This is a genomic window from Streptomyces durhamensis, assembly GCF_000725475.1.
Taxonomy (GTDB): domain Bacteria; phylum Actinomycetota; class Actinomycetes; order Streptomycetales; family Streptomycetaceae; genus Streptomyces; species Streptomyces filipinensis.
In genome coordinates this window covers 55749-78126 of record NZ_JNXR01000026.1, presented here as the reverse complement: position 1 = coordinate 78126, position 22378 = coordinate 55749, and the positions used below count along the sequence as shown (strand labels likewise).

Sequence of the window (22378 nt, the reverse complement as noted above, 5' to 3'; positions counted from 1 at the left end):
CCGGGGACCAGGCCGCTCAGGCGCCGTGGTCGTCATGCAGGAGACGATCAGCCGGGCGGCTGTGGGGTCGGCGACGCCGAGCGGTCATCGCTTTCGACCGATGCGGGGTGGGTTTCGCCAGCTCCACGTTGAACTGCGCGCCGATCAAGAGGGCCAGGTTGGACAGCCACAGCCAGATGAGGAAGACCACCACGCCGGCCAGTGAGCCGTACAGACGGTGGTAGGTGCTCACGTGCGAGGCGTAGAGAGTGAAGCCGAGGGAGATGGTCAGCAGAAGGACGATCGCCAGACCACCACCCGGCGCCATTTTCCGCGCCGGCCGCGAAGAAGCAGGACCCGACCGGTAGAGCACCAAGACCAGGGCAACCGCCACCGCGGCCAGAACTAGCCAGCGCAGCGCGTCCCACGCGGTCTGAGGCACGGTGCCCAGGTTGAACGCCCGTCCCAGGCGCCTGGCCAGGCTCCCGCTCACCAACAGCGCGAGAGTCGTGGCCAGCAGCAGGCTGATCAGTACGATCGCGGTGATGACGATGCGGGGAACGGTGCGCCACACCGGCCGGTGCGCGTCGGCGTGGTGGATCGCGTGCAAGGCCCTGCGGAAGACACTCAGATAGCTGCAGCCCGACCACAGCGCCCCTGCAGCGCCGAAGAAGACCAGCATCCATGCGGCGGACGACTGTTGGGCCATCTGCAGAAGAGCGCTGCGCAGCAGCCCGCGGGATGTGGCCGGGACGACTCCCGTCACCCGGTCGATCACGTCGGGGGTCGCCGTGGGCATGGTCAGTCCCAGAACCGAGAGGATCACCAGCAGGACGGGGAACAGGGCGAGGACGGCGTAGTAGGTCAGAGCGGCGGCCCAGTCGGTGACGTCGTCGTTCCAGATGGCCAGCGGTGTGCGGCACAGTGCCGCCCACCACTCTTGCTTTCGACCGTCAGCATCATCCATGTTCGCCTACTCCCCACAGGAATGACCAGGCACTCTCACAGCCGCCGCGCCGGTCCGCTGCCGCGCGACTCCGCTGTCGAACCGTGGGCTGCGCGCGGAAGGCGGGCCGCAGCCCGATGAGCCCTGGCCCGCCTGGCCCGCCTTCGTCAGGAATGCGACTCAGTCCCTGAAGAGGTCCTTCGCCGCGTCCTTGGCCTTCTCTCCGGCCTGTTTGACGTCGCCTTCGACCTGGTCGGCCTTGCCTTCCGCTTGCAGGCGCTCGTTGCCGACCGCCTTGCCGACCGCTTCCTTCGCCTTGCCCTTGATCTTGTCGCCGGCGTTGCCGGCCTTGTCCGCAGTGCTCATCGAACCCGTCCTCCTAAGCCCACGCTCGTCGCGGTCCCTGCCCCTCTACCCCGCCGCCTCATGTGATGTCCGCTCCGCTCCCGGACCACCCACACGGCCTCAGCACCGACGACCCGCCGGTGACAGAGCGCCCCTTCCGCGGCCCCGCGCAAGCCCGTCACAGTCGTAGACCGCGCTAGTCCCCCTGGCTGCGCAGGGTCTCCTTGAGCTTGGCGATGGCGAAGCCCCATCCCTGGGACACGGTCGGCTTCGCGGGTACCGCGATCTCCTCAGGGTTGGTGAGCACATCGAGGAGGACGGGGCCGTCGGTGGTGAAGGCTCGGTGGACCGCGTCGTCGAGGTCGTCGGGATCGGTGACACGGATGCCGGTGATACCCATGGCCGCGGCGACGGCTGCGAAATCCGGGTTGTCGAGTTCGGTGCCGAACTCGGGAAGGCCGGCCTGCTCCTGTTCCAGCTTGACCATCCCCAGGCGCCGGTTGTCGAACACGACGAGTTTGACCGGGAGCCGATAGGTGCGGATCGTCATGAGGTCGCCCAGCAGCATGCTGAGTCCGCCGTCCCCGCAGAAGGCCACCACCTGCCGCTCCCGGTCGAGAAACTGCGCGCCGAGTGCCTGGGGCATGGCGTTGGCCATGGAACCGAGGTTGTAGGAGCCGAGGAGCCGTCGGGTGCCGCTCATACGGACGAAACGCGACAGCCAGACCGTGGCCATGCCCGTGTCGGAGGTAAAGACGGCGTCGTCGGCGGCGGCCCGGTCGACGGCCGCCGCCAGCGCCTCGGGGCGGATCTGGTGGTCCCTGTTGTCCAGCGCGGAGCGCACTCGCCCGACGAGGCCGCGGTCGTGTCCCGGAGCCGCGAGCCGCTGCTGGCCCTTGCGCCACTCCGCGTACTTCTCCTGGGCCCGGGCGAGGTGATCGCCGTCGTGATCGCCGCTAAGGCGGTCGAGCAGGCCGCGTACCGTCGGGCCGACGTCGCCCACCAGGCCGAGGTCCACGGGCACGCGACGGCCGATGTGCTCGGCGGCCGTGTCGACCTGGATGACCTTCTTGCCGATGGGATACCAGTCGCGGTACGGAAAGTCGGTGCCCAGCAAGAGCAGGGTGTCTGCGTCCTCCATCGCGCCGGCGGCCGCCGGATTGCCGATCAGGCCGGTCTGGCCGACCTCGTAGGGGTTGTCGTGTTCGAAGCCCTCCTTGGCCTTCAGGGTGAGGACCATGGGAGCGGCGAGCCGCTGAGCGAGCCGGAGTACATCGTCGCGGGCCGCGCGTGCGCCCCGTCCCACGAGGAGCGTCACCTTCTCCGCGCCGCCGAGCAGCTCTGCCGCCCGTTCGAGGTCGGGTTCGTCGGGGCGGGTGCGGTGGTCGGCCAGGAAGAAGCGCGGTGCGCGGTCGTCGGGCACCTCTAGGCCGCCGACATCGCCTGGGACGGTGAGGACCGCGACGCCTTGGCGCGCGACAGCGGTGCGTACCGCGATCTCGAGCAGACCGGGGAACTGCTCCGGGGAGGTGACGGTGGCTCGGAAGGCGGCGACGTCCCGGAAGAGGAGGTCGTTGTCGACTTCCTGGAAGTAATCGGTGCCCACCTCCGCCAACGGTACCTGTCCGGTGATGGCGAGAACGGGCGCGTGGCTCTTGGCCGCGTCGTACAGGCCATTGAGCAGATGGACCGAGCCGGGCCCGACGGTGCCCATGCATACGCCGAGCCGGGCGGTCAGCTGGGACTGCGCACCGGCGGCGAATGCGGCCGCCTCCTCGTGCCGGCAGCCGACCCATTCAACCGAGTCGGCACCCCGGATGGCGTCGGTGATGGGATTGAGCGCGTCACCGACCACGCCGAACACCTGTCGGACGCCGAGTTCGGCGAGGCTGTCGACGAGTACGTGCGCGACCGTGCGAGCCATGTGTCTCTTCCCTCATTGGCTAGATGGTGAAGTGGTCGGGGTCGGCCGCGGCCCAGTCCTCGGCCCAGCTTCGTGGCGGTTCGGCGAGCAACTGCCCCGGCTGGAGCAGGTCGTACAGCCGGTCACCCGGCAGGACGGTGGTCGAGTTCACGCGCCGCCGCAGCATGTGCGGGCGCAGCTCCGACGGATCGGTGACGCCCATGGAAGCCATGATCTGGAGGGCGCTGTGCACGGTCGCCTCTTGGAAACGGCGCACCCGCTCGGCCTTGTCGGCTACGTCCAGGGCGCGGGCCCGGCGGGGATCCTGCGTGGTCACTCCGGTCGGGCACGTGTTGGTGTGACAGCGCTGGGCCTGGATGCAGCCGAGTGCGAACATCATGGCGCGGGCGGCGTTGGTGTAGTCCGCGCCCTGGACGAGGCGCTTGACGATGTCGGCGCCCGTGGCGACCTTCCCGCTCGCACCGATCTTGATCCGATCGCGCAGACCGGTGCCGACCAGGGCGGCATGCACGGTGGTCAAGCCCTCGGTCAGCGGGATGCCGAGGTGATCAGCGAACTCCAAGGGCGCAGCGCCCGTGCCGCCCTCGGCGCCGTCCACCACGATGAAGTCCGGGGTGACGTCCTCGGCCAGCATCGCCTTGCACACCGCCAGGAACTGCCTCCGGGAGGTCGGGCAGAGTTTGAACCCGGTGGGCTTGCCCTCGGCCAGCTCCCGCATGCGGGCGATGAACTGCACCAGTTCCCGCGGGGTGTCGAAGACGCGGTGGTACGGCGGTGAGATCACCGTCTGTCCCTGTGGCACCTCGCGGACGCGGGCGATCTCGGCGTTGACCTTGCCGCCGGGCAGAACCCCGCCGATACCCGGCTTGGCGCCCTGCGAGAGCTTCAGCGACACGCACTTGACCTGGGGGTGGGCGGCCTTGTCCGCGAACTCCCCCTCGGAGAAGTCGCCGTCTTTGGTCCGACAGCCGAAGTACCCCGTTCCGATCTCCCAGACGAGGTCCCCACCCGGCCTCAGGTGGTACGCGGACAGGCCTCCCTCGCCGGTGTCGTGGGCGAACCCGCCGCGTGCGGCGCCCTCGTTCAGCGCCAGGATCGCGCGGGTGGACAGGGCGCCGAAGCTCATGGCCGACACGTTCAGCAGCGCCATGTCATAGGGACGGGTGCAGCCGGGCCCGCCGACCCGCACTTTCGGGGGACGATCGGCGACCGGTTTGGGTGCCATCGACGGGACCAGGTACTCGTACCCGATGGCGTCCACATCGCGTTCGGTGCCGAACGGCTCTTCGGCGTCCGTTCCCTTGGCCCGCTCGTAGACGATGGAGCGCACGTCGCGGTCGTAGGGCCTGCCGTCGAAGTTGCGCTCGACGAAGTACTGCTGGAGCTCTGGCCGCACGGCTTCCAGCAGGAACCGCATGTGTCCCAGGATCGGATAGTTGCGGAGGACGGAGTGCCGGCGCTGCAGCAGGTCCCTCACACCAACCGCCGTCAGCGCCAGCAGCACCGCTGCCGGCACCCAGCACCACCCGCTGACGAGCAGCGCGAGAACCACGAAGACGATGGCGCAGCAAGCGACCACCGCGAAGAACAGCAACCGGACCAAGCCCGACACCAACGCCCGCACTCTTCACTCTCCTACGCGGCCCACACCGCACATCCTGGAAACACGCCGCACCGTCAACGACGCGGATCTGGGAACTCCCCCCGGCGGACACGACGCACCGACGAGCCGAGACGATGAACGTCAGGCGTTCTTGCTGCGCGGGGGAATCCGCTCCAGCAGGCCACGCAGGTCGTCGGCGTGCTCTTCCTCCTGGGCGAGCAGCTCCTCGAACACCCGCCTGGTCGTCGGGTCATCGTTCCCGAGCCACTGCACGATCTCCGTGTAGGACGCCACGGCGACGCGCTCGGCCACCAGGTCCTCCTTGAGCATCTCGACCAGGTCCGTACTGGCGTCGTACTCGGCGTGGGAACGTTTGGTGAGTGTGTCGGGATCGAAGTCCGGCTCGCCACCGAGCTGGACGATGCGCTCCGCGAGCTTGTCCGCGTGCTCCTGTTCCTCCCTGGCGTGCTCCAGGAATTCTGCGGCCACCGGCTCCGAGTACAGACCGGACGCGGTGTAGTGGTGCCGCTTGTACCGCAACGTGCACACGATCTCCGTGGCCAGCGCTTCATTCAGCACCTTCAGGACACGTTCGCGATCCGCGCCGTACGCGTCGGTCACCGGCCCTTTGTCGATCTCCTGACGAGCCCGCTTCCGGATGGTTTCGATGTCGGTCAGAAACTCGGCCACGACAGACGAACCGCCTTTCTCGACGCACACCGGATACGTCCCGGCATGACTACTGATTGGTTCGCCGCTTACCCGCTCCGCAGGCATGTACTACTCCGGCACTCATCAGCCATGCTCCGTCTCTGCCCGGTGGAGCGGGCGGGCGGTTTCCGTCTCGGCGACGGCCGAACAGCCGACGCCGACCTTCCGCTCCAGGGCAGCCTCGGCGTCCAGGCCGGGCAGGATCCGCCGGCCGGCACCTGCCGCAGGCCCGAGCCCGGCGCTGCGCGGCACCGGGCTCCGGAACGTTGCCACGCCCGGCTGGCGAGAGGAGCCTTTGCGGTCGGCCTGTGTCATCGACAACCCAGGCGCTCATCCGCTTCCCGGGCCACGTGATCCGCCCGGACTGCCTGGCCGTCCGCTGCAACGCGCTCAACCCGCCCCGGCCGATGGGCAGCGGCACATCTTCTCCTTGCCGCCGAATCGGCGACGCAGCCGCCGGGTGGTGGGTCCCGGGCCGACTGGATGAAGGGGGCACGTTGACGATCGCTGGTGGCGCGGGCCCTTGGATGCTGCCTCCGGGACGCCTCCGAGGCTGCCCGCGTTTCCCACACACCTCGGCCGTTTCGTCGCTGTCGAGCTTGCACTCCCTTTGGTTGGTGCCGTACTGCAGCAGCTCCTGACGAGCCGGCCGAGCAATCCCCTGCGCCGCGTCCAGGTCGGTCAGCCCGTCCAGGTTCCCTCGCTTGACCTGCTCCACAAGCCCAGTGTCCAGAGCGTCGTGCACTCCGTGGTGGGGCGTTCAGCGGAAGCCTCCTTCTTGCGTGCGTGGCTGCCGTTTGGCCGGGGATGCAAGAGGCTCGGGCGTGCCCGGCGTCCTCACCGTCGTCGTGACACGTACGAGGCAGGGCGTGCGGGGCGCCGAGCCGAAGCCGAACCGTACGGGCGGTTGCACCACGGTGAGGGCGCCGAGGTGGCGCCCCTCGAGCATCGCGGTCGCCGCCGTGATCAGGTGCAGGTCGCGGGCGCCGTACCACTCGTATCGGCCGTTGCCGGCCGTTCCACGGGTGCGCACGCCCAGGAGGAGGCGGGCGATCGGATCCGTCACGAGCGTCCAGAGGGGCCGGGCGGCCAGGACACCGGGAACCGCTCGCAGCAGCAGCCCCGCGGGGCCGCGCCGGCCGGCGGTGAACCGGAGGTCGAGCAGGGGGCCTGCGGTGACCGTCCAGTCGTCGCCCGTGAGGCGCACACGTACGGGTTCGATCCGGACCTCGTCGAAGGCGTAGGTGCCGGCGATGAAGTCCGCCGTCCGCCGGGTGGGGGCGAGCAGCAGACGGTGGCCGTCGGCCCGCTCCAGCATCACATCGCTGAATGCCCCGAAGGAGGAGCGGGGCCAGTGGCCGATGATCAGGCGGGCGCCGGAGACCGTGCCGATCCCGGCGATCCAACCGTCGAAGCGCAGCCGGGTAGTGCGTGCGGATGAGCCCATCAGGGTGCCTCGGTGGCGGTCGAGTTCATCCGCCCGCGGCCGGCCCGAGTCGGCCGCACCGGCGCCAGGCCAGGAGCCATCCGGTCTGCATCGCCGCGTCCAGCAGATAGGCCGGACGGATCCGGCCGACGGGCACGTACACCAGGTCGACGGCCAGCAGGGTCACGGCAGTCCCCAGGCCCGTACGGCGGGCCTGGCGCACCCCACCGGCCGGGGTGAACAGCATGCTCCAGCCTGCCGTGGCCAGCAGCCCGGCCGTCGTGTACTGGAGCCATTCCTCGGACTTGGGTCCGAAGACCCACTCGAAGCTGCGCAGGTGCAGCAGCGGCCAGCCGCCGCCGGCCAGGTTGAACAGCCCCTGGGCCCGCGCCACGAGCACCGGGTTCATCCCTGTCTCCTCATGGTCGGCCGCACCGGGCGGGAGACGCCGAAGCGGACCTTGTGGACCCCGTCGGAGAAGTGCACGAGCGGCTCCTGCGCGGGCGGCGGAAGCCCGGCCGCCCGGGTCAAGGTCTCCTGGACGTCTTCCAGGCGCGCAGCACGCAGCGGCCAGGGCTCGTGCTCGACGGGCGTCTGCCAGAGCACGCCGCAGCTCCGCGTGAAGGCCCGCCACCGCGACGTCAGCCAGACATCCCGCGGGCTCGGCCGGACCGGCTCGCCCGGACGGACCACCACGCGGTACGACGGGCCGCCACGCCCCCGCGCCCCGGCATAGGTCAGCACATCACCGCCGCGCGACAGGGTCAGGTGCCCGCGGTGGTACGGCGCGCCGATCGCACGGGCGGCCAGCATGACCGGGCAGCTCACGTCGAGGGACAGGAACCACAGCCCGTCCCGGCCGTCCCGCTCGCGCACGTACGTGCGCAGGTTGGTCTCCGCGAAGTTGTGCAGGGCGGCAGGGACGCCCGGCGGGCGCACTCCGGCCATGACGAACGGTGTGAGGCTCACCCACGCCCATCGATCGCAGGTGTCCACCGTCAACCCCTCCGGCAGCAGACGCTGGACCTGGTCGGCTGAGTAGGCCCAGTGCACGAACGTCTGGGTGAGCCAGCCGGCGCGCAGCGCCGGGAGGTACACGCGCTGCTCCGGTCCATAGGACACCACGCGCACCGACTCCCCAGGAGGTCCGCGTCAAAACTCGGCACGACCCGATGCGGACGGGCCTGGGTCTCTCACCTGCCCCCAACAGACCAGGACAGAAGCCGGCCGACAGCGTGGGCAGCGCCCCGCTCGTTGTACGCGTGTGGACGACGAACGGGGTGTTCCGGGCCAACAGCGCCCGCGCTGCGATTCCGCACCGAGCCGTTCCCGCCCGGCGCCCGGATCGGCAAGCCGTCACCTGCCCGGGGTCCCGCACGTTGGGGCGGAGCCGTTGGTGCGACGGCTGGTGCCGGGTGGCGCTGAGACTGATCACGACCGTCGCCGGTCCTTTGTGCTCCTAGGATTGCGAGAGTGATGGCAAGAACCAGTGACATCGAGAAGGCGGCGGGTGTGCTGCGCGCCGGCGGTCTCGTGGCCCTCCCGACCGAAACCGTCTACGGTCTGGGCGCCAACGCCGAGGACCCCGCCGCGGTCGCGCGTATTTTCCAGGTCAAGGGACGTCCGCCCTCCCACCCGCTGATCGTCCACATCGGCGGCGCCAAGCAACTGGACGACTGGGTCCAGGACGTGCCCGCGACGGCCCGCCTGCTGGCCGAACACTTCTGGCCGGGGCCGCTCACGCTGGTCCTGCGGCGCGGTCCCCGGGTGCCCCTCGAAGCGACGGGTGGCTTGGAGACGGTGGCCGTGCGGGTGCCCGACCACCCTGTCGCCCTCGCGCTGCTGGCGGCCTTCGGCGGCGGTGTCACTGCCCCGTCCGCCAACCGCTTCGGCTCGGTCAGCCCCACCACCGCGGATCACGTTCGTGCGGAGCTCGGCGAGGCGGTCGACTTCGTGCTGGACGGCGGCTCCTGCCAGGTCGGGGTGGAGTCGACCATCGTCGACGTCACCGGCGGGATCCCGAGCATCCTGCGGCCCGGCGGAGTGACACGCGAGGATCTCGAAGCACTGCTCGGGCACCCGCTCGCGGTCCCCTCGACGAGCCGTGTCCGGGTGCCGGGCCAGCATCCGTCGCACTACGCGCCGCGGGCACGGGTCATCCTCGTCGAGCCCGAGAAGGTCGTCGCCGAAGCGGAGCTCGCCCAGGAGCAGGGACACCAGGTGGGCGTCCTCCTTCCCCCCACCTTCACCCACGCCCCGGTGAAGGCGCACGCCGTGGTGGCGGTCCCCGCTTCGACGGCCGCCTACGCCCGCGGGCTGTACGGGTTCCTGCGCGAACTCGACCAGCAGGGGTGCGACCTCATCGTCGCCTCCTTGCCGGCGGATGAGGGCCTGGGACTGGCGATCGCCAACCGGCTCCGCCGCGCCGCAGGACCCCGGCCCTCCTCGGTCCCCGGCCTCCAGCAGCACTGAACACCGGGGTCGCCGGCAGCGGGCTTCATCGTGTGCGAGCAGCAGCCCTGCTCAAGCCGTGGGAGGCGACCAGTTGTGCACCGCCGTCGGCCAGGCGGTAGGACACACCCACCAAGGCAAGTCGGCCGGCGGCCACGCGTTCGGCCGCCTGCCGGATGCCGCGCCTGCCCACCACGCGGGCCCGGGCCGCCGACACCATCGCCCGCGCGGAACGGGAAGGGCTTTCCTCCGCCGGGTTCCTTGCCGAACTGCTGACGGCCGAGTGCGAGGACCGCGACCGCCGCCGGGCCGAACGCCGCATCCGAGCTGCTCACTTCCCTCGCGAGAAGTCCCTGCGCGACTTCGACCACAGCACCAACCCCGACATCGACCCGGCCGTCATCCATAGCCTTGCCACCGACCGGATCACCGAGGGATACCCGCTGTGTCTGATCGGCGATTCCGGCACCGGAAAGTCCCAGGACGGGTCCGCATAATCCACGTGTCGTGCTGTCGGCGGTGGATAGCCTCTGCGGGTGGCGAACGAGGACATGCTGCAGGATCACGCTCACCGGCAGGTCGTGCGGATCGGCGACACCGTCCGCCGACCCGTCCAGCCCTGGACCGAGACGGTGCACGCACTGCTGCGCCATCTCGAAGCAGTCGTATTCCTGTTGGCGATCACGACCAGTCTGCTGGCCAGTGGAAGCGGGGCCATCCCAGCGCTACCAGCTTGTCTGCGCCGTGCCGGATCCGGCGGCCTGACTCACAGCACCTGGCGGCCGGCAAGGTCTCCGCCGGGATCGTCGGCGAGGACGACAGCCGCAGTGATCCGCTTGCCCACCGGTTCGCGGTGGACGGCGAAGCTCCGGCACACCGCCATCACGATCTCCAAACCGTGCTGACCGATCCGGTCCGGGTCCGCTGCCAGCACCGACGGCAGCATCGTGCTGCTGTCCCACACACTGACCGCGACGGCCCCCCCTCGACCTCCAGCGTCAGCAGGCAGGGGCCAGGCGCGTACTTGCGGGCATTGGTCACCAGCTCGCTCACCACCAGCTGCACCATGCCCATCGCCCGGCCGGAAACCGGCAGCCCATGCACGGCCTGCAGCCTCACGAGGAACGACCGGGCCAGGTCACGGGCCTGGGCGATCTCCTCACTGCCCTCGAACGCCGCAACCACCGACGCCGGCCTGTCGACCAGCGACCCTCTGCTGTCGCCTTCCGCAGCCTCGTCCATCCAGCCACCCCACACTGACCCCCGCCGACTTACAGCACATACCCTCTCGGCCCCGCCACCGGCACGCCCACTGAGCCGACAGGCTCGCTGGGGCATCTCTTCAGGTCCAGGGCGAGACGGTTGGGGCACGCCTGGTGGATGATCTGCCCTCGGTCGAGACGACCACGTCGGGCCCCTGTCTGGTGGCGAAGGTGCGCGGGGTCATGGACTATATCCCGCGGCATGAGCTGAGCGGGCGGCTGGCGCAGGTGATCGATGGCGCGGAGCGTGCCGTCGTGCTGAACCTGGCGGATGTGTCGTTCTGCGGCTACGCCCTCGAAGCCCCGATCATGCCCGTCTGCACCTGCCCGAACCAGTGGAACCACACAGGCACCGAGCACCCGCACCCGCACCTCACCAAGCGTGACGCCGAAAGAGGTCACCAAGCCGCCGATCGGGCATCAACCGTCGTCAGCCCCGCGCCGCCACCCTGTGCACGTCAGCGACACAGCAGGTCGGGTGAGCGAGCCGGGGACTGACGAAGGCGGGCAGACACGCCGGCCGAACCGGCCGTCCTGAACTCGCCTGCTCGGGGTACTCGCGCCCTCATCGGATGGTCGGGCGCGTGACGCGGTCCGGCCGACAGGAATCAGAGGGACAGGAGGTGACCGCAGTGTCGAGCACGCAGCCGCACCACGCCGCGTCCGCTCCGGGCAGGGACCCGTTGGGCCAGGAGCCGGTGGGCGAGCTGGTGCAGCGGGCCTCGCAGCAGCTGACCGAGCTGGTGCGAGGCGAACTGCGCCTGGCGCAGGCGGAGATGAAGGAGAAGGGCAGGCGCTACGGCAAGGGCGGCGGCCTGTTCGGCGGCGCCGGCGTGGTCGGCTTCCTGATGGCGCAGGCGCTGGTCGCCACCGTGATCGCCGCACTGGCGGTGGCGCTGCCGGTGTGGGCCGCGGGGCTGATCGTCACAGCGGTGCTGGGTGTGATCGCCGCGGTGCTGGCCATGAGTGGGAAGAAGCAGGTCGACCAGGCCGCGCCGCCCACGCCCGAGCAGACCGTCGAGAACGTGAAGGCCGACGTGGCCGAGATCAAGGAGAGCGCACACCGATGACCCAGCCGCCTCACGACGAACCCACCGCCACCAGCACCGAGGAACTGCGCGAGCAGGTCGAACAGACCCGGACCGCGCTCGGGGAGACGGTCCAGGCGCTCGCAGCGAAGACCGACGTCAAGGCGCGCGCCCAGGAGAAGGCCGCCGAGGTCAAGGAGCAGGCTGCAACGAAGGCCGGCGAGCTGAAGGAACAAGCCGCGGTGAAGGCCGGGGAACTGAAAGCGAAGGCCGCCGACCTGGCCCACCAGGCACAGGACCGGCTGCCCGATCCGGTCAAGGACAAGGCCACCCAGGCCGCCGGGCAGGCCCGGGCCAGGGCCGCCCAGGCCGGTCAGCTGTGGCAGGAGAAGGCGCCCGAGCCGGTGCGCGAGAAGACCGCCCGGGGGGCGCAGCTGGCGCGTGACAACCGCAAGCTGCTGCTGGTGGCAGCGAGTGGGGCCGCCGTGGTGTGGCTGGCCTGCCGCCGCTGGAAGGGATGAGCCGGGTGAAGGCATCGAAGATCGCCTACAAGCCGGTCGGACTCGCCCTCGGTGCCGTCAGCGGCATGGCCGCGGGAGCACTGTTCAAGCAAACGTGGAAGACGCTCGGCCACGACGAGGACGCCGCCCCGGACGCCACCGACGAAGAACGCTCCTGGCGCGAGGTGCTGCTCGCCGCCACGCTCCAGGGCGCGATCTTCGCCGGAGTCAAAGCGGCGGTCGACCGTGCCGGCGCCACAGCCGTCCGCCGCCTGACCGGAACCTGGCCCGGCTGACGCGCACGAGGAGGCGGGAGGGCCGGTAGGACACGAGCACCGGCCCTCCCGTCGCCCCCGCCAGTACCCGTACGAAGGGCCTCTCACAGTCATGTCCGACCAGCACGCAGCTGCCGCGATGACCGCTGCAGCAGTCATCGCCACTGTCTTGGTAGCCCGAGCCGTCGTCCTCCAGCAGGGCGGCCGAAGGCGTGTCACCCGCGAAGCACACCTCTTGCGCCGTCGCACCGCTCCTCGTGCCGAGACCGTCGCATCATCTGCGGCCACGCTCTTCGATGCCGCCTCCTGCGCGGTACGAGAGGCTGAACGACACGTCCACCACTGCTGGCAGCAGCTCCAAACCCGCGCCGACCCCTCCGAGTGACCCACCCGTGGGCATGGGCGATGCCCGGGCCGCCGGTCATCGACGGCCCTGCACGGCACGGGGCTGCCGCCGCGCCGGATGCACCTTCTCGTCCACGGGTGGGAGCCGAACCCGACACCGGCAACGCCTTGGCTGCACAGGTGTTCACGTCGTCCCGGCGGCCGGCTCGCGCTGAGGGCGGCCTGTCGCCCGGCGCCACCCGCTCGTCGGCGCGCTTCTTGAGCTCGGCCAGCGGCCCACCGGTCACGAGGTAGGAGCGCCATGGCTGGAGGTTCGATCCGGACGGCGCCCAGGCGCAGCCGACAGCACCGGCTCCAGCACCCCTGGCGGGACGGGCCGGTCGGCGAACCCGCGCACCGCCCGTCGGGTCGTCACCGCCTCATAGAGATCCGTGATCACGTACCTCCCTCGATCATCCACCGCTCTCAACTGCTCCATGGACACGCAGGAGGCAGGGATGTCAGGAGAGCCAGTCGGCGTAGTGGGTGGGGGCGAGGCGGGCGTTCTTGTCGGTGAGGACGTCCCCCTTGACGACGGCGAACATGCCGGCGGTGGGGTCGGTGACGACGGTACGGCTGTCGCCCTTGTGGGACAGGGTGATCCGGCCCAGCTCGTCCAGGGGGAAGACCTCGGGTCCTGCGATGTTGTGGATGCCGTTCAGCGGAGCCCCGGCGGCGACCTCCGCCACCGCGGCGGCCACGTCCTTGGAAGCGATGGGCTGGATGGGCGTGACGGGCAGCCGGACGGTGTCGGCGTCGGCGGTCCAGGACAGGACCGCGTCCATGAAGTCCATGAACTGCGTGGCCCGCACGATCGAGTAAGGGATCGGCCCGGCCGCGAGGATCTTCTCCTGAAGCACCTTGGCGCGGTAGTAGTCCAGCTCCGGCACCTGGTCCGCGCCGACGATCGAGAGGATGACGAGGTGGCCGACGCCGCCCTTCCGGGCCGCGGCCAGGAGGTTGTCCATCGAGGTCTGGAAGAAGGCGAGCGAGGCTTCGTCGAAGGTCGGGGAGTTGGTCAGGTTGACGACGGCATCGGCTCCCGCCACCGCCTCGTCCAGCCCCTGGCCGCCGATGATGTCGACTCCGGTGGACTTCGAGTGCGGTACGGCCTCGTGTCCGGCGGCGTTCAGGTTCTTGACGACCTGCGAACCGATCAGTCCGGTACCGCCAATGACTGCGATCTTCACGACGTGCCTTTCATGGGGATTACTGCACAATATGGCATATGCAACGCTATGCGCAGGGCATGAAACGGCTCGCAGATCGACTGAGTTCACCGTTTGACCAAATTCGTTGATCGGCCAGGTTCGCCGGTCGGCCATGGAAGGGCGGCGTCGGAATCCGTCGATGCCGCTGCGCCCTGGGAGATCACGGCGAAGTGCCGGGCCGGACCGTCCGTGTCACTTGGGCGGCGATGACGGCGAGGCGGCCCCGGAAAGCACGCGCGCCACCGCCCCCCTGGCATCGCCGGCCATAGCCCCCACAGGCTCCTTCCTCACCGTGGAAGGTGTCCGGGTGACGAGGTGGTCCACGCGATGGTCACTGCCCGGCCGGGAGGGGTATTCACCATCGTCCCTGTCGGCACGGCGGCCGGCCCATATCGCGTTGGATCCATAATGGAGGCACAAGCCTTCGAGAAGCGCGGTCAGATGGCGACGGGCGGTCTCGATACGGGTTGCCGGGTCGCCATGGACGTTCGCCGCGCAGGCGATTCCGCACATCAGGGGAACCAGGTCGTCGGAGGTCAGGTCGGCGCGCACGGCCTTGGCGTCGCAGGACGCGGGATCGGCACACCGAAGGGCTCTCGCGCCCTGGGCCCGTTCCGCCAGGCGGTACCGGTGCTGCGGTGGTTCCGAGAACACGGCTGCGTGCACTGCCCGACCCGGGACGCCGGGATCTCGCAGGCTACCGATACGTCGCCCAAGCTCCCACGCCGACGCCGCCCGGTGAAACTCCACGGAGTATGCCTCGGACGAGTGGCTCGAAGGCCTGGCGCCGGCCCGGAGCGAGTGGCGACTGCGCTATCCGGCTCCCGCCAACAGTGAAGCCAGAATCTGCCTTTGGTGGGCAACCTCTTTTTTGGCCCTAGCGAGTGTGGCCCGGTTCTGAGCGATCAAAGTGCTTTGATGCTCGGACTCGACGGAGGTGACAATCCGCACCAAGTCTGTTTTCTGCTTGCAGAAGATATCGGCCCGGGCCACAGCCACTTCGAGGGCACTGGGTTTGATAGAGCTGTGCTCAAATCGGTGGTCTGCCGCCGCCTTGTACGGGTCGGCATATGAGTATCCCAGGCCGGCCATGCAGCGGGACCAGGCATTGAAGACCGCTTTCACCTGGGGATCGGTCTCGGCCTGCTGAAATCCCTTTTGATCCAACTGCACGACCACTGCCATGTCTGCCCGGGTGGCTGAATCAATCCGCAAGCCGCTGTTTGCCGATCGGGCGCAGGAGCTGAGGGCTTTTCGCTCCACGGCAGATTTCGTGAGTGATTTAGTGCCGTCTGCTCCCTTGACTGCGGGGCTGAGCTGGTAGCCGTACTGGCTGGCTATCGACAAATCCGTGATCCCATAGCGTCGGGAATCGAACTCGGCGGTGGTGCGTACTTCCTGAGCCACTAGCCGTTCCGACACCGTGGGCAGATGGTGGTAACCGAGGCCGGCCATACAGTCCCATACGCCCTTGCGGTACAGATAGTCACGCTCAGCCTGGTCGCGGGGTGTTGGTTCGTATTCCCGCAGTGGGTAATGTGGCCTTACTGGCGCGACAACCTTTGGTTTCGCCTTGTCCGCGGTGCTGTTGTCGCTTGTTCCGCAACCAGCGGCCCCAGTTGCAGCCCACAGAATGCACAGCACTGCGAACATGCTCTGGCGATAGGGGACATGCACTCGAGGTTCCCTTGTCCTATCCGGAGTCCGGCTGGGGTCGGTAAGAGGAAGGGCATGCCTATGCCCGCTGGGACCCGTGGCGTCGGGCCAGTTGCACGCCCTTCCTGCAAGCATGCCGTAAGCAGTCGATGGCTCGGTTCAGACTCGCATCTTGTCCGGCGATCGGCTTACGCAGCCTGTCAGTCCTTCCAAGGCCTGATGACGCTGACCGCCGTTTCGTGTACGACTGGAGTATCCGTCATACGCAGCTGTTGATGTTGACGGACCGCTCGTTGTTGCGCAGGGTGCTGGTGAAGTTTCCGGACCACCCCGGACCGAGCCAGTTTTCGTAGGCGTAACTCGGAGCGGTGTAGTTCGCGTGGTACCACGCAGTGACGTTGCAAAGGTTGGTCCGATTTCCCATGGAGGCGCCGTTGTTGCCCACCACCTGACCGACACCAGCTGTTCCGGTACCGCAGTTCGAAAACCTGACAGCAAGCAGGTCGGGGACATCGTCGTCCGCCTTGAAGCAGCCGTTCTGGAGCCCAGGACTGTAGTAGATACAGAGTTGCCCACAGGGCTGCCACCAGTTTGACCACACATTAATGGGGTCGGCATGTGCGGTCGGCGCGGTGAGGGTGATGGCGGTCGCTGCACCGACCACACAGGCGGCCAGCCTGGACTGCGCCATCAGCGAATTCACTAACTTGCCGATCCTCATAAGTCTCCAGGTGGGGAGGTCGGTCAGGGAAGCGCTCTCAAGGAGCCCGTCACGTTGTGATCCACAATTCTCCGATAAGGCAATTCGAGGCAAGGGCTATTCAAGACAGCCTCGACGCGTAGTGGTGCGGAGTTCCGTGATCTTCGAGTGGCCGCTGGGACTGAGTGCTCCAGACTCCTGTCCAGCCGTGATCACCGATCACCGCGAGCCAGTGCCGTCCAGCAACCGAACGCCACCTGGGTCCGTCCTGCAGGTCGACGGCGGCGTGGCCGTGACACCAGGCCCCTCGCGCCCCACCCGTCCCCAGCATCTTCCGGAAGGTGGAACCAAATGACCTCGAAAAGGCGGCTCCTGACCCTCTCGGCGGCCGCAGCCCTGAGCCTGACCGGGCTCAGCGGACCGGTGACCGCGACGGCGAGCCCCAAAGGCGCGACGGCACTCACCTGGGGTGCCTGTCCAGCCAGGTCACAGGCGCCGCGCGGCACCTACTGCAGCACGATCAAGGTTCCGCTGGACTACGCGAAGCCGACCGGACGTCAGATCACCCTCACCTTGTCGATGGTGGGCAGCCGGGACGCCGAGCGGACCCTGGTGGTCAACCCGGGTGGCCCCGGGCAGTCGGGCATCGAGGCTGCGCAGCCTGTATGGGCCGCGATGTCTCCCGAGGTCTCGGCGAAGTACAGCGTCGTCAGTTTCGATCCCAGGGGAGTCGGCGAGAGTTCCCCGGTCTCCTGCGGCGACGCCGGCAAGCTCATCAAGCACCCGGCTCCGGACTACACACCGGCTGATGCCAAAGCCGAGCAGACCCGGGTGGCAATCGCCCGGGGCGTCGCTGAACGGTGCGCCACCGCGTCCGGCGCCCTGCTGAACTCGATCTCCACCGCGAACGCCGCGCGCGACATGGACCGCGTCCGGGCAGCGCTCGGCCGGTCCAAGCTCGACTACCTGGGCTATTCCTACGGCAGCAAGCTGGGGGCGACATACGCCACGCTGTTCCCCTCCCACACCGGCCGGATGATCCTCGACAGCGTGGTGGACCCCGACGTCACCGAATACGCCGCCACCTACGAGCAGGACCCGGCACTCGGACAGCGCACCCGCCAGTTCTTCGCCTGGGCCGCCCGCAACGACCACGCCTACCATCTGGGCGCCACCGAGGCCAAGGTGTCGGCCACCTGGACAGCGGTTCGAGCCAAGCTGCGTACCACCCCCGCGAGCGGGCGGGCAGGCGCGACCGAACTGGACGACCTGCTGGCGTCGTCCCTCTACACCGACCTGTCCTGGCCGGACATGGCGAGCACGGTCGCGGACTACCGCAAGGGAGACCCCTCGTCTCTGGTCGCCGCCTCCGAGCAACTGGCGGCCGGTGCCGTCAACCCCGCCCAACTCGCCTACAACTGCGTGGACGACTCCTGGCCGCGGAACTGGAAGACCTGGCACGACGACACCACTGCGGCGGCGAAGAAGGCACCTCTGTTCGCCTGGATGTACACCTGGATCACCGCGCCCTGCGCCTTCTGGAAGGCGCCCACCGCCGCACCGGTGAAAATCGGGTCGGTGAAGGTCCCCCCGGTGCTGCTGCTCCAGTCCCACGACGACCCTGCGACACCCCTCATCGGCGCGCAGCGGATGCGCCAGGCGCTTTCCGGCTCCCGCCTGGTGGTCGCAGGCGGCGGCAACCACGGCCAGTACCTGTTCGACGGCAACGCCTGCATGGACGGATACGGAAACCGGTACCTGCTCACCGGGAAGCTCCCCGCGGCGGACGCCACCTGCAAGGGCACTCCCTCGCCGACCCCCTGACGACGCGTTCCCAAGGGTCGAGGAGCGGCACTTGAGCCAGTCGCCACGTGAACGGCAAAGGATTGCCATCAGGGCAACCGCGTCCTGTGCGCTGCACCGGTAATGGTGCGACAAGCCCTGGCTCCGCGGCTGCGGTGGTCTTCCCTGCCGAAGGTGTCATCAACCTGCTGAGCCGCAACCATCGGCAGGGAACCGGATGTTCGTCGCGCGGCGCTGCTTCGACGAACATCCGGCATCCCGAGGTACGCCGTTGTGCAGTGGCGCTGTGCGGAACGGGCTGGCGGTCTCGCCCCGGAGGGCTGGCGGACTCCTGTCGAGCTGGAACGCGGGGAAGATGAAAGGGTCTCCCCCGCCGAGGATTCCGTCCCGGAGTGTGCGCCTGCGGGCCGTCGTACGCCTTGCGGATCGCCGCATGGGTCGTTCGCAAGGAGACCACCCCGGCCGTAGAACGCCGGCCCGACACAACCAGCAGGCGCACAGGGGTTGGAGGGGCTCAGCCCACGTGCGGCGGACAACGACACCGCACGGCGATGGCCGGTCTCGATCAGCGTGCCGTGCGTACCGGAAGACCAGATGTGGCCGAGACAGTGGGGGTGCCGGTGCCCGTGCCGCGGCAGTCCTTCGGGATCGCCGGGAACGCTGTGACTGCCTCCGGCGCGCCCTTGCCGCCCTCGACACGGGTGACCAGCTGGGGTGCCGCCGTGTTCGCGCCCTTGATCCGCGCCACGATGCCGGCGTCAGCGGGCAGCGAGGGGTGGTTCTTGTCCAGCGGCATCAGCACCGGTCGCTCCTTGCCGTCGTCGTAGACCGACGTGAAGGAGACCCGGGGGCCGCTGGGGCGGTTGCTCAGGTGCGCCAGGGTGCCCGCCCCGATGGACTGCACGCGGGTCGCCGTGCACTTGTCCGCCGGGGGCTCACCGCCCGTGGCGGCCTGCGGGTCGAAAGAGGTGATGGTGCCGTCCGCGCTCAGGACGACGTAGATCGCCTTACCGCCCGGGTCGACGATCTCCTCCCCGGCGTAGACGTGCGACAGCCCGCCGTGGCCGTCGTCGGCCGCGTGCGTCTGAAGGGTCAGAAACGCACCGCCCGCAGGCCGCTTCAGCTTCGCCCGCCACTGGTTCCTGCCGGTCTGCTCGACGACCGCGGTGTAGCCGCGGGCGATCGTGAACGTACCGGGTCCGCGGAACTGGTTCTTGCCCGAGACGGCGATCCAGGACCCGAAGTGCCCCTGCGGGGTGAGGAACACATACTCGCCGTTGTCCTGGCCCGCCACGGTCTCACCGTTCGCGTCGATGACGCTGGTGCCGAAGTAGGTGACGATCCGGCCCCAGTAGTGGGAGGCCGAGACACGGTAGATCTCCACGAATCCGCCACCGGAAGCCAGCTGCTCGGTACGGACCATGGTGCCACCCGGGTTCTGCGCGGCCACGACACCCTGCTGCGCGGCGGGTGCGGCCATGGCGGCCGGAACGGCGCCCACGACCGGGAGGAGGGCGGCGACGGAGGCGGCGCACAGCAGGCCGAGGCGCCGGGCGGTCGGACGGGTCAAGGACATGTTTCCCCCTGGGAATGGGTAACGGTCGGTGGTTCATCCCCTCGCGCTGTGTCCTCCGGCGCCGGAGCGGGCCATCCGGTCACGATGTCCCTCGGTCGCCGCAACACTGGTCAGGCGCGACGTGATCATCCTCTCCTTCCAACTTGTGCCGGTCTGCGCCGGAATCGTCACTGCCATGTAACAGGCGGGCGGGCGCTCGCAGAAATCGCTCGTAGGCAGGCGGTCCGACTCTCCTCGGGCCACTTCCGGTTCTGGCTGCGCCTCCCGACCACACCGCCCGCGACGACGCCCACCACGGTGGCGTGGGATGGCAGCCTGGGACCACCCGGTCATGTCCCGCTGTGGGACCCGCCCGACCGGATCCCCTCCAGCCCGGTGCGTGGCAGGCCGGCGGCCTGCTGGTCGACTACTGCCGCCGAGCCGGAATCGACGTCGTCATCCGCGAGGTCCGCGGCGTTTCCGACCTGGGCTACGAAATGCCGATGGCCCGCATGAACCACGAGCTGGCGGGAGTCGAAACGTTCTTCATCGCTGCCGACCCCGCCCTGGCCCACATCTCCTCCACCCTCGTCACCGCGATGAGTCAACAGGCTCGTGTCCCGCATGATGATTTGAGCGAGCCTCTTCCAGCAGGTGGGGGCAGCAGCGAGGGTCCCTGAGGCGTGCCCTGCGTGGTGAGGCGGACGAGCCGTTCGTAGCAGCAGAGGGCTGCGGCAAGTCCTCGCCCGGCTCGGTCGGCACCGTTGGGCCGTCGAGCGCACGGTGAGACGGCTGGGCTGCTTCCGCCGCCTGCGTCGCCGCTACGAGCGCAAGGCCGAGCGCCTCCTCGCCTTCACCGGCATCGCTGCGGCTCTGATCTGCCGCCGGCTCCCACCCGGCCGCCGTCCGGGCCGACTGCGCGTGAAGGAGGATGGTCACTCGTGAGCGAAGAGAGCGAGTACGAAGCCGTAGCCCGTCTGTGGCACGAGCACCTGGACGCGGAGTTCCCCGCCGGACTGCGCGGCGCGGAACGGGACGGCATCGACCTGGTGATGCTGGACGCGGACATCGCCGGCTGCGTGACGACCTGGCACGACAACGGCGGGTTCCTCGACGCGGAGCGCCTCCGGATACTGCGCCACTGCATCACCGAACTCGACAAGGTCCTGCCCCTCCTCATGAACGCGGAAGAGCTTCGCTACTACATGCGCCTGCACCGACTGGCGACTCGCCTCACAGTTCGGCCCACGCCTCACCAGGGACACGACGGCTGAGAGCACCTGACGGAAAGCCGGGTCGTAGCCATATCCCCTTCCTGGCTGAGTCGGCAGTGCCGCGGGAGGCGCTCGGGCCCGAGCTGTACGAGGCCGTCCGCTGGCGGTATTGACCGGCTACTCCTCGGGCTCCCAGGCGATCAGCCGCTCGAACACCTGCTGGTCGCCCTCGATCTTCAGGTCGCTCAGCGTGAGGCGGCCCCAGACGAAGAGCAGCAGCTGCTCGGCCGTGCCCGTGGCTGAAGCGGAGGCGGGCGCGGCGTCCGCCGTGAGGGGGGCGGGCCAGGCGCCGGTGCCGTCCAACGCGAGGAGCCAGGAGCGGCCCTCGGTGGCGTGGTAGTGGATGGTGGCGGCCTCGTGCGGCCAGGCCGCCGGGGTGGAGTTGCAGGTGTCGAGAAACTCGGCCACGCCGTCGATCGCGACGTCCGCCGGCATCGGCTGCACGGCCCCTGCGGCGAGCTGGGCGTCGTAGGTGTGCACCAGCACCTCGTGCACCCGGCGCCGGGCAACGCCCCAGGCATTCGCCGGCGACACGCCGGCGCCCCACCACGCCCAGCACTCGCGCTCCGGGCCAGCCTCGCGCAGCGCACTCAGCAGCAGCTCGTTCGACTCGGCGTACCAGGCCAGCAGCGCCTCGAGCTCGCGCGGCACCTCCGCGGCGTCCTTGGCCGGCGGAGCCTCGGCCGGGCCCGCGGCGACGATCGCGGCCCACCAGCGCTGGCCCGTACCCAGGTGCCGCACCAGATCGAACAACGTCCACTCGGGGCAGGACGGCACCGGCGCGTCAAGGCTGGGCGCGGCGGCAACCGCACTCCGGAACGCGGCCGACCGCTCGTCGATCAGTTGCAGCAGGGTGGAGAACTCAAGACTCTCTGTCACATCGCTTACCTATCACCCCGGTTCAGCCGACCGCACCCTGTTTTTCCAGGCCGCCAGCTGCGGGAGTCGGAGCACCTGATGGAGCCGTTGCCGCCGGTCAGGCAGCGGCGTCCGCGCCATCCCGGCCGGCTGTCACTGGACGACCGTGGTTGCCTGCGGGGCATCCTGTTCGTGCTGCACACCGGGATCCAGTGGGAGTGGCTGCCGCAGGAGCTCGGCTTCGGGTCCGCAATGACGTGCTGGCGCCGGCCGGTGGCAACCGCCACGACATCACGCGGAGTTCCGCACGGCTCCGGCCCGGGCTCGCTCCGCTGGGTGGTCGAGCGGACGAACGCGTGGATCCACGGCTTCCGATGGCTACTACGGATCCGCTGGGAGATCCGCGACGCCGTCGCGGCCGGACTGACCCTCGCCCACGGCTCGGGCGTGGTCGAAGGGCACGACGGACTGATCACCTGCAACCTCG

General features: G+C 69.3%; 21 protein-coding genes and 5 pseudogenes. 11 read left to right on the top strand and 15 right to left on the bottom strand.

Translation table 11 applies throughout. The features are described from left to right. Nucleotides 1–16: 16 nt before the first annotated feature. The 8 genes from IO33_RS0132255 to IO33_RS0132215 form a co-directional block, all read right to left on the bottom strand. Nucleotides 17–946, bottom strand: coding sequence for a YihY/virulence factor BrkB family protein (locus IO33_RS0132255; RefSeq protein ID WP_078963985.1), 930 nt, complete (start codon nucleotides 944–946; stop codon nucleotides 17–19). Between the two features lie 159 nt (nucleotides 947–1105). After that, complete coding sequence (locus IO33_RS0132250; RefSeq protein ID WP_031171553.1) at nucleotides 1106–1291, bottom strand: CsbD family protein; 186 nt, start codon at nucleotides 1289–1291, stop codon at nucleotides 1106–1108. 175 nt (nucleotides 1292–1466) lie between these two features. Further along, nucleotides 1467–3194 carry a thiamine pyrophosphate-dependent enzyme gene (locus IO33_RS0132245; protein WP_031171551.1) on the bottom strand — a complete coding sequence of 576 codons (1728 nt, stop codon included), beginning with the start codon at nucleotides 3192–3194 and terminating at the stop codon, nucleotides 1467–1469. Nucleotides 3195–3213: 19 nt separating this feature from the next. Beyond that, a complete protein-coding gene (locus IO33_RS0132240) occupies nucleotides 3214–4734 on the bottom strand; it encodes an FMN-binding glutamate synthase family protein (RefSeq protein ID WP_390989313.1) in 1521 nt (506 codons plus the stop codon). 204 nt (nucleotides 4735–4938) lie between these two features. Continuing rightward, nucleotides 4939–5487 (bottom strand): ferritin-like domain-containing protein, encoded by a 549-nt coding sequence (locus IO33_RS0132235; RefSeq protein ID WP_031171548.1) that lies wholly within the window; start codon nucleotides 5485–5487, stop codon nucleotides 4939–4941. A 781-nt stretch (nucleotides 5488–6268) separates the two neighbouring features. Continuing rightward, a complete protein-coding gene (locus IO33_RS0132225) occupies nucleotides 6269–6955 on the bottom strand; it encodes a hypothetical protein (protein ID WP_051927100.1) in 687 nt (228 codons plus the stop codon). A gap of 25 nt (nucleotides 6956–6980) precedes the next feature. Beyond that, on the bottom strand, nucleotides 6981–7343 hold the full coding sequence (locus tag IO33_RS0132220) for a hypothetical protein (protein ID WP_031171544.1): 363 nt from the start codon (nucleotides 7341–7343) through the stop codon (nucleotides 6981–6983). Then, nucleotides 7340–8059, bottom strand: coding sequence for a YqjF family protein (locus IO33_RS0132215; protein ID WP_031171542.1), 720 nt, complete (start codon nucleotides 8057–8059; stop codon nucleotides 7340–7342). Before IO33_RS0132215 ends, IO33_RS0132220 begins: the two co-directional genes overlap by 4 nt. 351 nt (nucleotides 8060–8410) lie before the next feature. On the opposite strand from IO33_RS0132215, the gene IO33_RS0132210 reads away from it, so the two are divergent. Further along, complete coding sequence (locus IO33_RS0132210) at nucleotides 8411–9406, top strand: L-threonylcarbamoyladenylate synthase (protein ID WP_037686517.1); 996 nt, start codon at nucleotides 8411–8413, stop codon at nucleotides 9404–9406. Between the two features lie 146 nt (nucleotides 9407–9552). Further along, nucleotides 9553–9864: pseudogene (locus IO33_RS0132205) on the top strand (ATP-binding protein); the annotation flags it as partial. A gap of 287 nt (nucleotides 9865–10151) precedes the next feature. On the opposite strand, the pseudogene IO33_RS44650 reads toward IO33_RS0132205, so the two are convergent. After that, a pseudogene (locus tag IO33_RS44650) lies at nucleotides 10152–10627 on the bottom strand (ATP-binding protein). 134 nt (nucleotides 10628–10761) lie between these two features. Here IO33_RS44650 and IO33_RS50655 point away from each other — a divergent pair. The 4 genes from IO33_RS50655 (at nucleotide 10762) to IO33_RS0132185 (ending at nucleotide 12471) form a co-directional block, all read left to right on the top strand. Then, complete coding sequence (locus IO33_RS50655; RefSeq protein WP_157857946.1) at nucleotides 10762–11145, top strand: STAS domain-containing protein; 384 nt, start codon at nucleotides 10762–10764, stop codon at nucleotides 11143–11145. Nucleotides 11146–11270: 125 nt separating this feature from the next. After that, nucleotides 11271–11717, top strand: a complete 447-nt coding sequence (locus IO33_RS0132195; protein WP_390989133.1) for a phage holin family protein — start codon at nucleotides 11271–11273, stop codon at nucleotides 11715–11717. Next, on the top strand, nucleotides 11714–12196 hold the full coding sequence (locus IO33_RS0132190; RefSeq protein ID WP_031171534.1) for a DUF3618 domain-containing protein: 483 nt from the start codon (nucleotides 11714–11716) through the stop codon (nucleotides 12194–12196). The genes IO33_RS0132195 and IO33_RS0132190 overlap by 4 nt, the downstream gene beginning before the upstream one ends. A 5-nt stretch (nucleotides 12197–12201) precedes the next feature. Further along, the gene (locus IO33_RS0132185; protein WP_031171532.1) at nucleotides 12202–12471 is read left to right on the top strand and encodes a DUF4235 domain-containing protein; all 270 of its coding nucleotides are present in this window, start codon (nucleotides 12202–12204) and stop codon (nucleotides 12469–12471) included. A 548-nt stretch (nucleotides 12472–13019) separates the two neighbouring features. Here IO33_RS0132185 and IO33_RS52855 read toward each other — a convergent pair. From IO33_RS52855 to IO33_RS50645, 4 genes and pseudogenes are all read right to left on the bottom strand, one after another. After that, nucleotides 13020–13273: pseudogene (locus IO33_RS52855) on the bottom strand (nitroreductase family protein); the annotation flags it as partial. Between the two features lie 22 nt (nucleotides 13274–13295). Further along, nucleotides 13296–14024, bottom strand: coding sequence for an SDR family oxidoreductase (locus IO33_RS0132180; protein WP_031171530.1), 729 nt, complete (start codon nucleotides 14022–14024; stop codon nucleotides 13296–13298). An 834-nt stretch (nucleotides 14025–14858) separates the two neighbouring features. Beyond that, on the bottom strand, nucleotides 14859–15698 hold the full coding sequence (locus IO33_RS50650; RefSeq protein WP_157857945.1) for a hypothetical protein: 840 nt from the start codon (nucleotides 15696–15698) through the stop codon (nucleotides 14859–14861). A gap of 262 nt (nucleotides 15699–15960) precedes the next feature. Then, nucleotides 15961–16422 carry a hypothetical protein gene (locus IO33_RS50645; RefSeq protein ID WP_157857944.1) on the bottom strand — a complete coding sequence of 154 codons (462 nt, stop codon included), beginning with the start codon at nucleotides 16420–16422 and terminating at the stop codon, nucleotides 15961–15963. 330 nt (nucleotides 16423–16752) lie between these two features. Here IO33_RS50645 and IO33_RS0132165 point away from each other — a divergent pair, with 330 nt between their 5' ends. Beyond that, the gene (locus tag IO33_RS0132165; RefSeq protein ID WP_031171526.1) at nucleotides 16753–18225 is read left to right on the top strand and encodes an alpha/beta hydrolase; all 1473 of its coding nucleotides are present in this window, start codon (nucleotides 16753–16755) and stop codon (nucleotides 18223–18225) included. 544 nt (nucleotides 18226–18769) lie between these two features. On the opposite strand, the gene IO33_RS0132160 is transcribed toward IO33_RS0132165, so the two are convergent. Next, a complete protein-coding gene (locus IO33_RS0132160) occupies nucleotides 18770–19780 on the bottom strand; it encodes a hypothetical protein (RefSeq protein WP_031171524.1) in 1011 nt (336 codons plus the stop codon). Nucleotides 19781–20121: 341 nt separating this feature from the next. Here IO33_RS0132160 and IO33_RS0132155 point away from each other — a divergent pair, with 341 nt between their 5' ends. The 3 genes and pseudogenes from IO33_RS0132155 (at nucleotide 20122) to IO33_RS0132150 (ending at nucleotide 21033) form a co-directional block, all read left to right on the top strand. Further along, nucleotides 20122–20439, top strand: coding sequence for a nucleotidyl transferase family protein (locus IO33_RS0132155; protein ID WP_209438953.1), 318 nt, complete (start codon nucleotides 20122–20124; stop codon nucleotides 20437–20439). Between the two features lie 25 nt (nucleotides 20440–20464). Beyond that, nucleotides 20465–20704 (top strand): annotated as a pseudogene (locus tag IO33_RS51365) (hypothetical protein); the annotation flags it as partial. Continuing rightward, the gene (locus tag IO33_RS0132150) at nucleotides 20701–21033 is read left to right on the top strand and encodes a hypothetical protein (RefSeq protein WP_051927098.1); all 333 of its coding nucleotides are present in this window, start codon (nucleotides 20701–20703) and stop codon (nucleotides 21031–21033) included. The pseudogene IO33_RS51365 and the gene IO33_RS0132150, both read left to right, overlap by 4 nt. 117 nt (nucleotides 21034–21150) lie before the next feature. Here IO33_RS0132150 and IO33_RS0132145 read toward each other — a convergent pair whose 3' ends face one another. Further along, nucleotides 21151–21912 (bottom strand): maleylpyruvate isomerase family mycothiol-dependent enzyme, encoded by a 762-nt coding sequence (locus tag IO33_RS0132145; protein WP_031171518.1) that lies wholly within the window; start codon nucleotides 21910–21912, stop codon nucleotides 21151–21153. Nucleotides 21913–21990: 78 nt separating this feature from the next. Here IO33_RS0132145 and IO33_RS52850 point away from each other — a divergent pair. Then, a pseudogene (locus tag IO33_RS52850) lies at nucleotides 21991–22161 on the top strand (transposase); the annotation flags it as partial. Nucleotides 22162–22378 lie beyond the last annotated feature (217 nt).

What these genes read in the sequence shown, in the direction of transcription:
- IO33_RS0132210 (WP_037686517.1), top strand. Translation starts at nt 8,411, where the DNA reads ATGGCAAGAACCAGTGACATCGAGAAGGCGGCGGGTGTGCTGCGCGCC.
- IO33_RS0132255 (WP_078963985.1), bottom strand. Translation starts at nt 946, where the DNA reads ATGGATGATGCTGACGGTCGAAAGCAAGAGTGGTGGGCGGCACTGTGC.
- IO33_RS0132160 (WP_031171524.1), bottom strand. Translation starts at nt 19,780, where the DNA reads ATGTCCTTGACCCGTCCGACCGCCCGGCGCCTCGGCCTGCTGTGCGCC.
- IO33_RS0132225 (WP_051927100.1), bottom strand. Translation starts at nt 6,955, where the DNA reads ATGGGCTCATCCGCACGCACTACCCGGCTGCGCTTCGACGGTTGGATC.
- IO33_RS0132220 (WP_031171544.1), bottom strand. Translation starts at nt 7,343, where the DNA reads ATGAACCCGGTGCTCGTGGCGCGGGCCCAGGGGCTGTTCAACCTGGCC.
- IO33_RS50645 (WP_157857944.1), bottom strand. Translation starts at nt 16,422, where the DNA reads ATGAGGATCGGCAAGTTAGTGAATTCGCTGATGGCGCAGTCCAGGCTG.
- IO33_RS50650 (WP_157857945.1), bottom strand. Translation starts at nt 15,698, where the DNA reads ATGTTCGCAGTGCTGTGCATTCTGTGGGCTGCAACTGGGGCCGCTGGT.
- IO33_RS0132245 (WP_031171551.1), bottom strand. Translation starts at nt 3,194, where the DNA reads ATGGCTCGCACGGTCGCGCACGTACTCGTCGACAGCCTCGCCGAACTC.
- IO33_RS0132250 (WP_031171553.1), bottom strand. Translation starts at nt 1,291, where the DNA reads ATGAGCACTGCGGACAAGGCCGGCAACGCCGGCGACAAGATCAAGGGC.
- IO33_RS0132190 (WP_031171534.1), top strand. Translation starts at nt 11,714, where the DNA reads ATGACCCAGCCGCCTCACGACGAACCCACCGCCACCAGCACCGAGGAA.
- IO33_RS0132165 (WP_031171526.1), top strand. Translation starts at nt 16,753, where the DNA reads ATGACCTCGAAAAGGCGGCTCCTGACCCTCTCGGCGGCCGCAGCCCTG.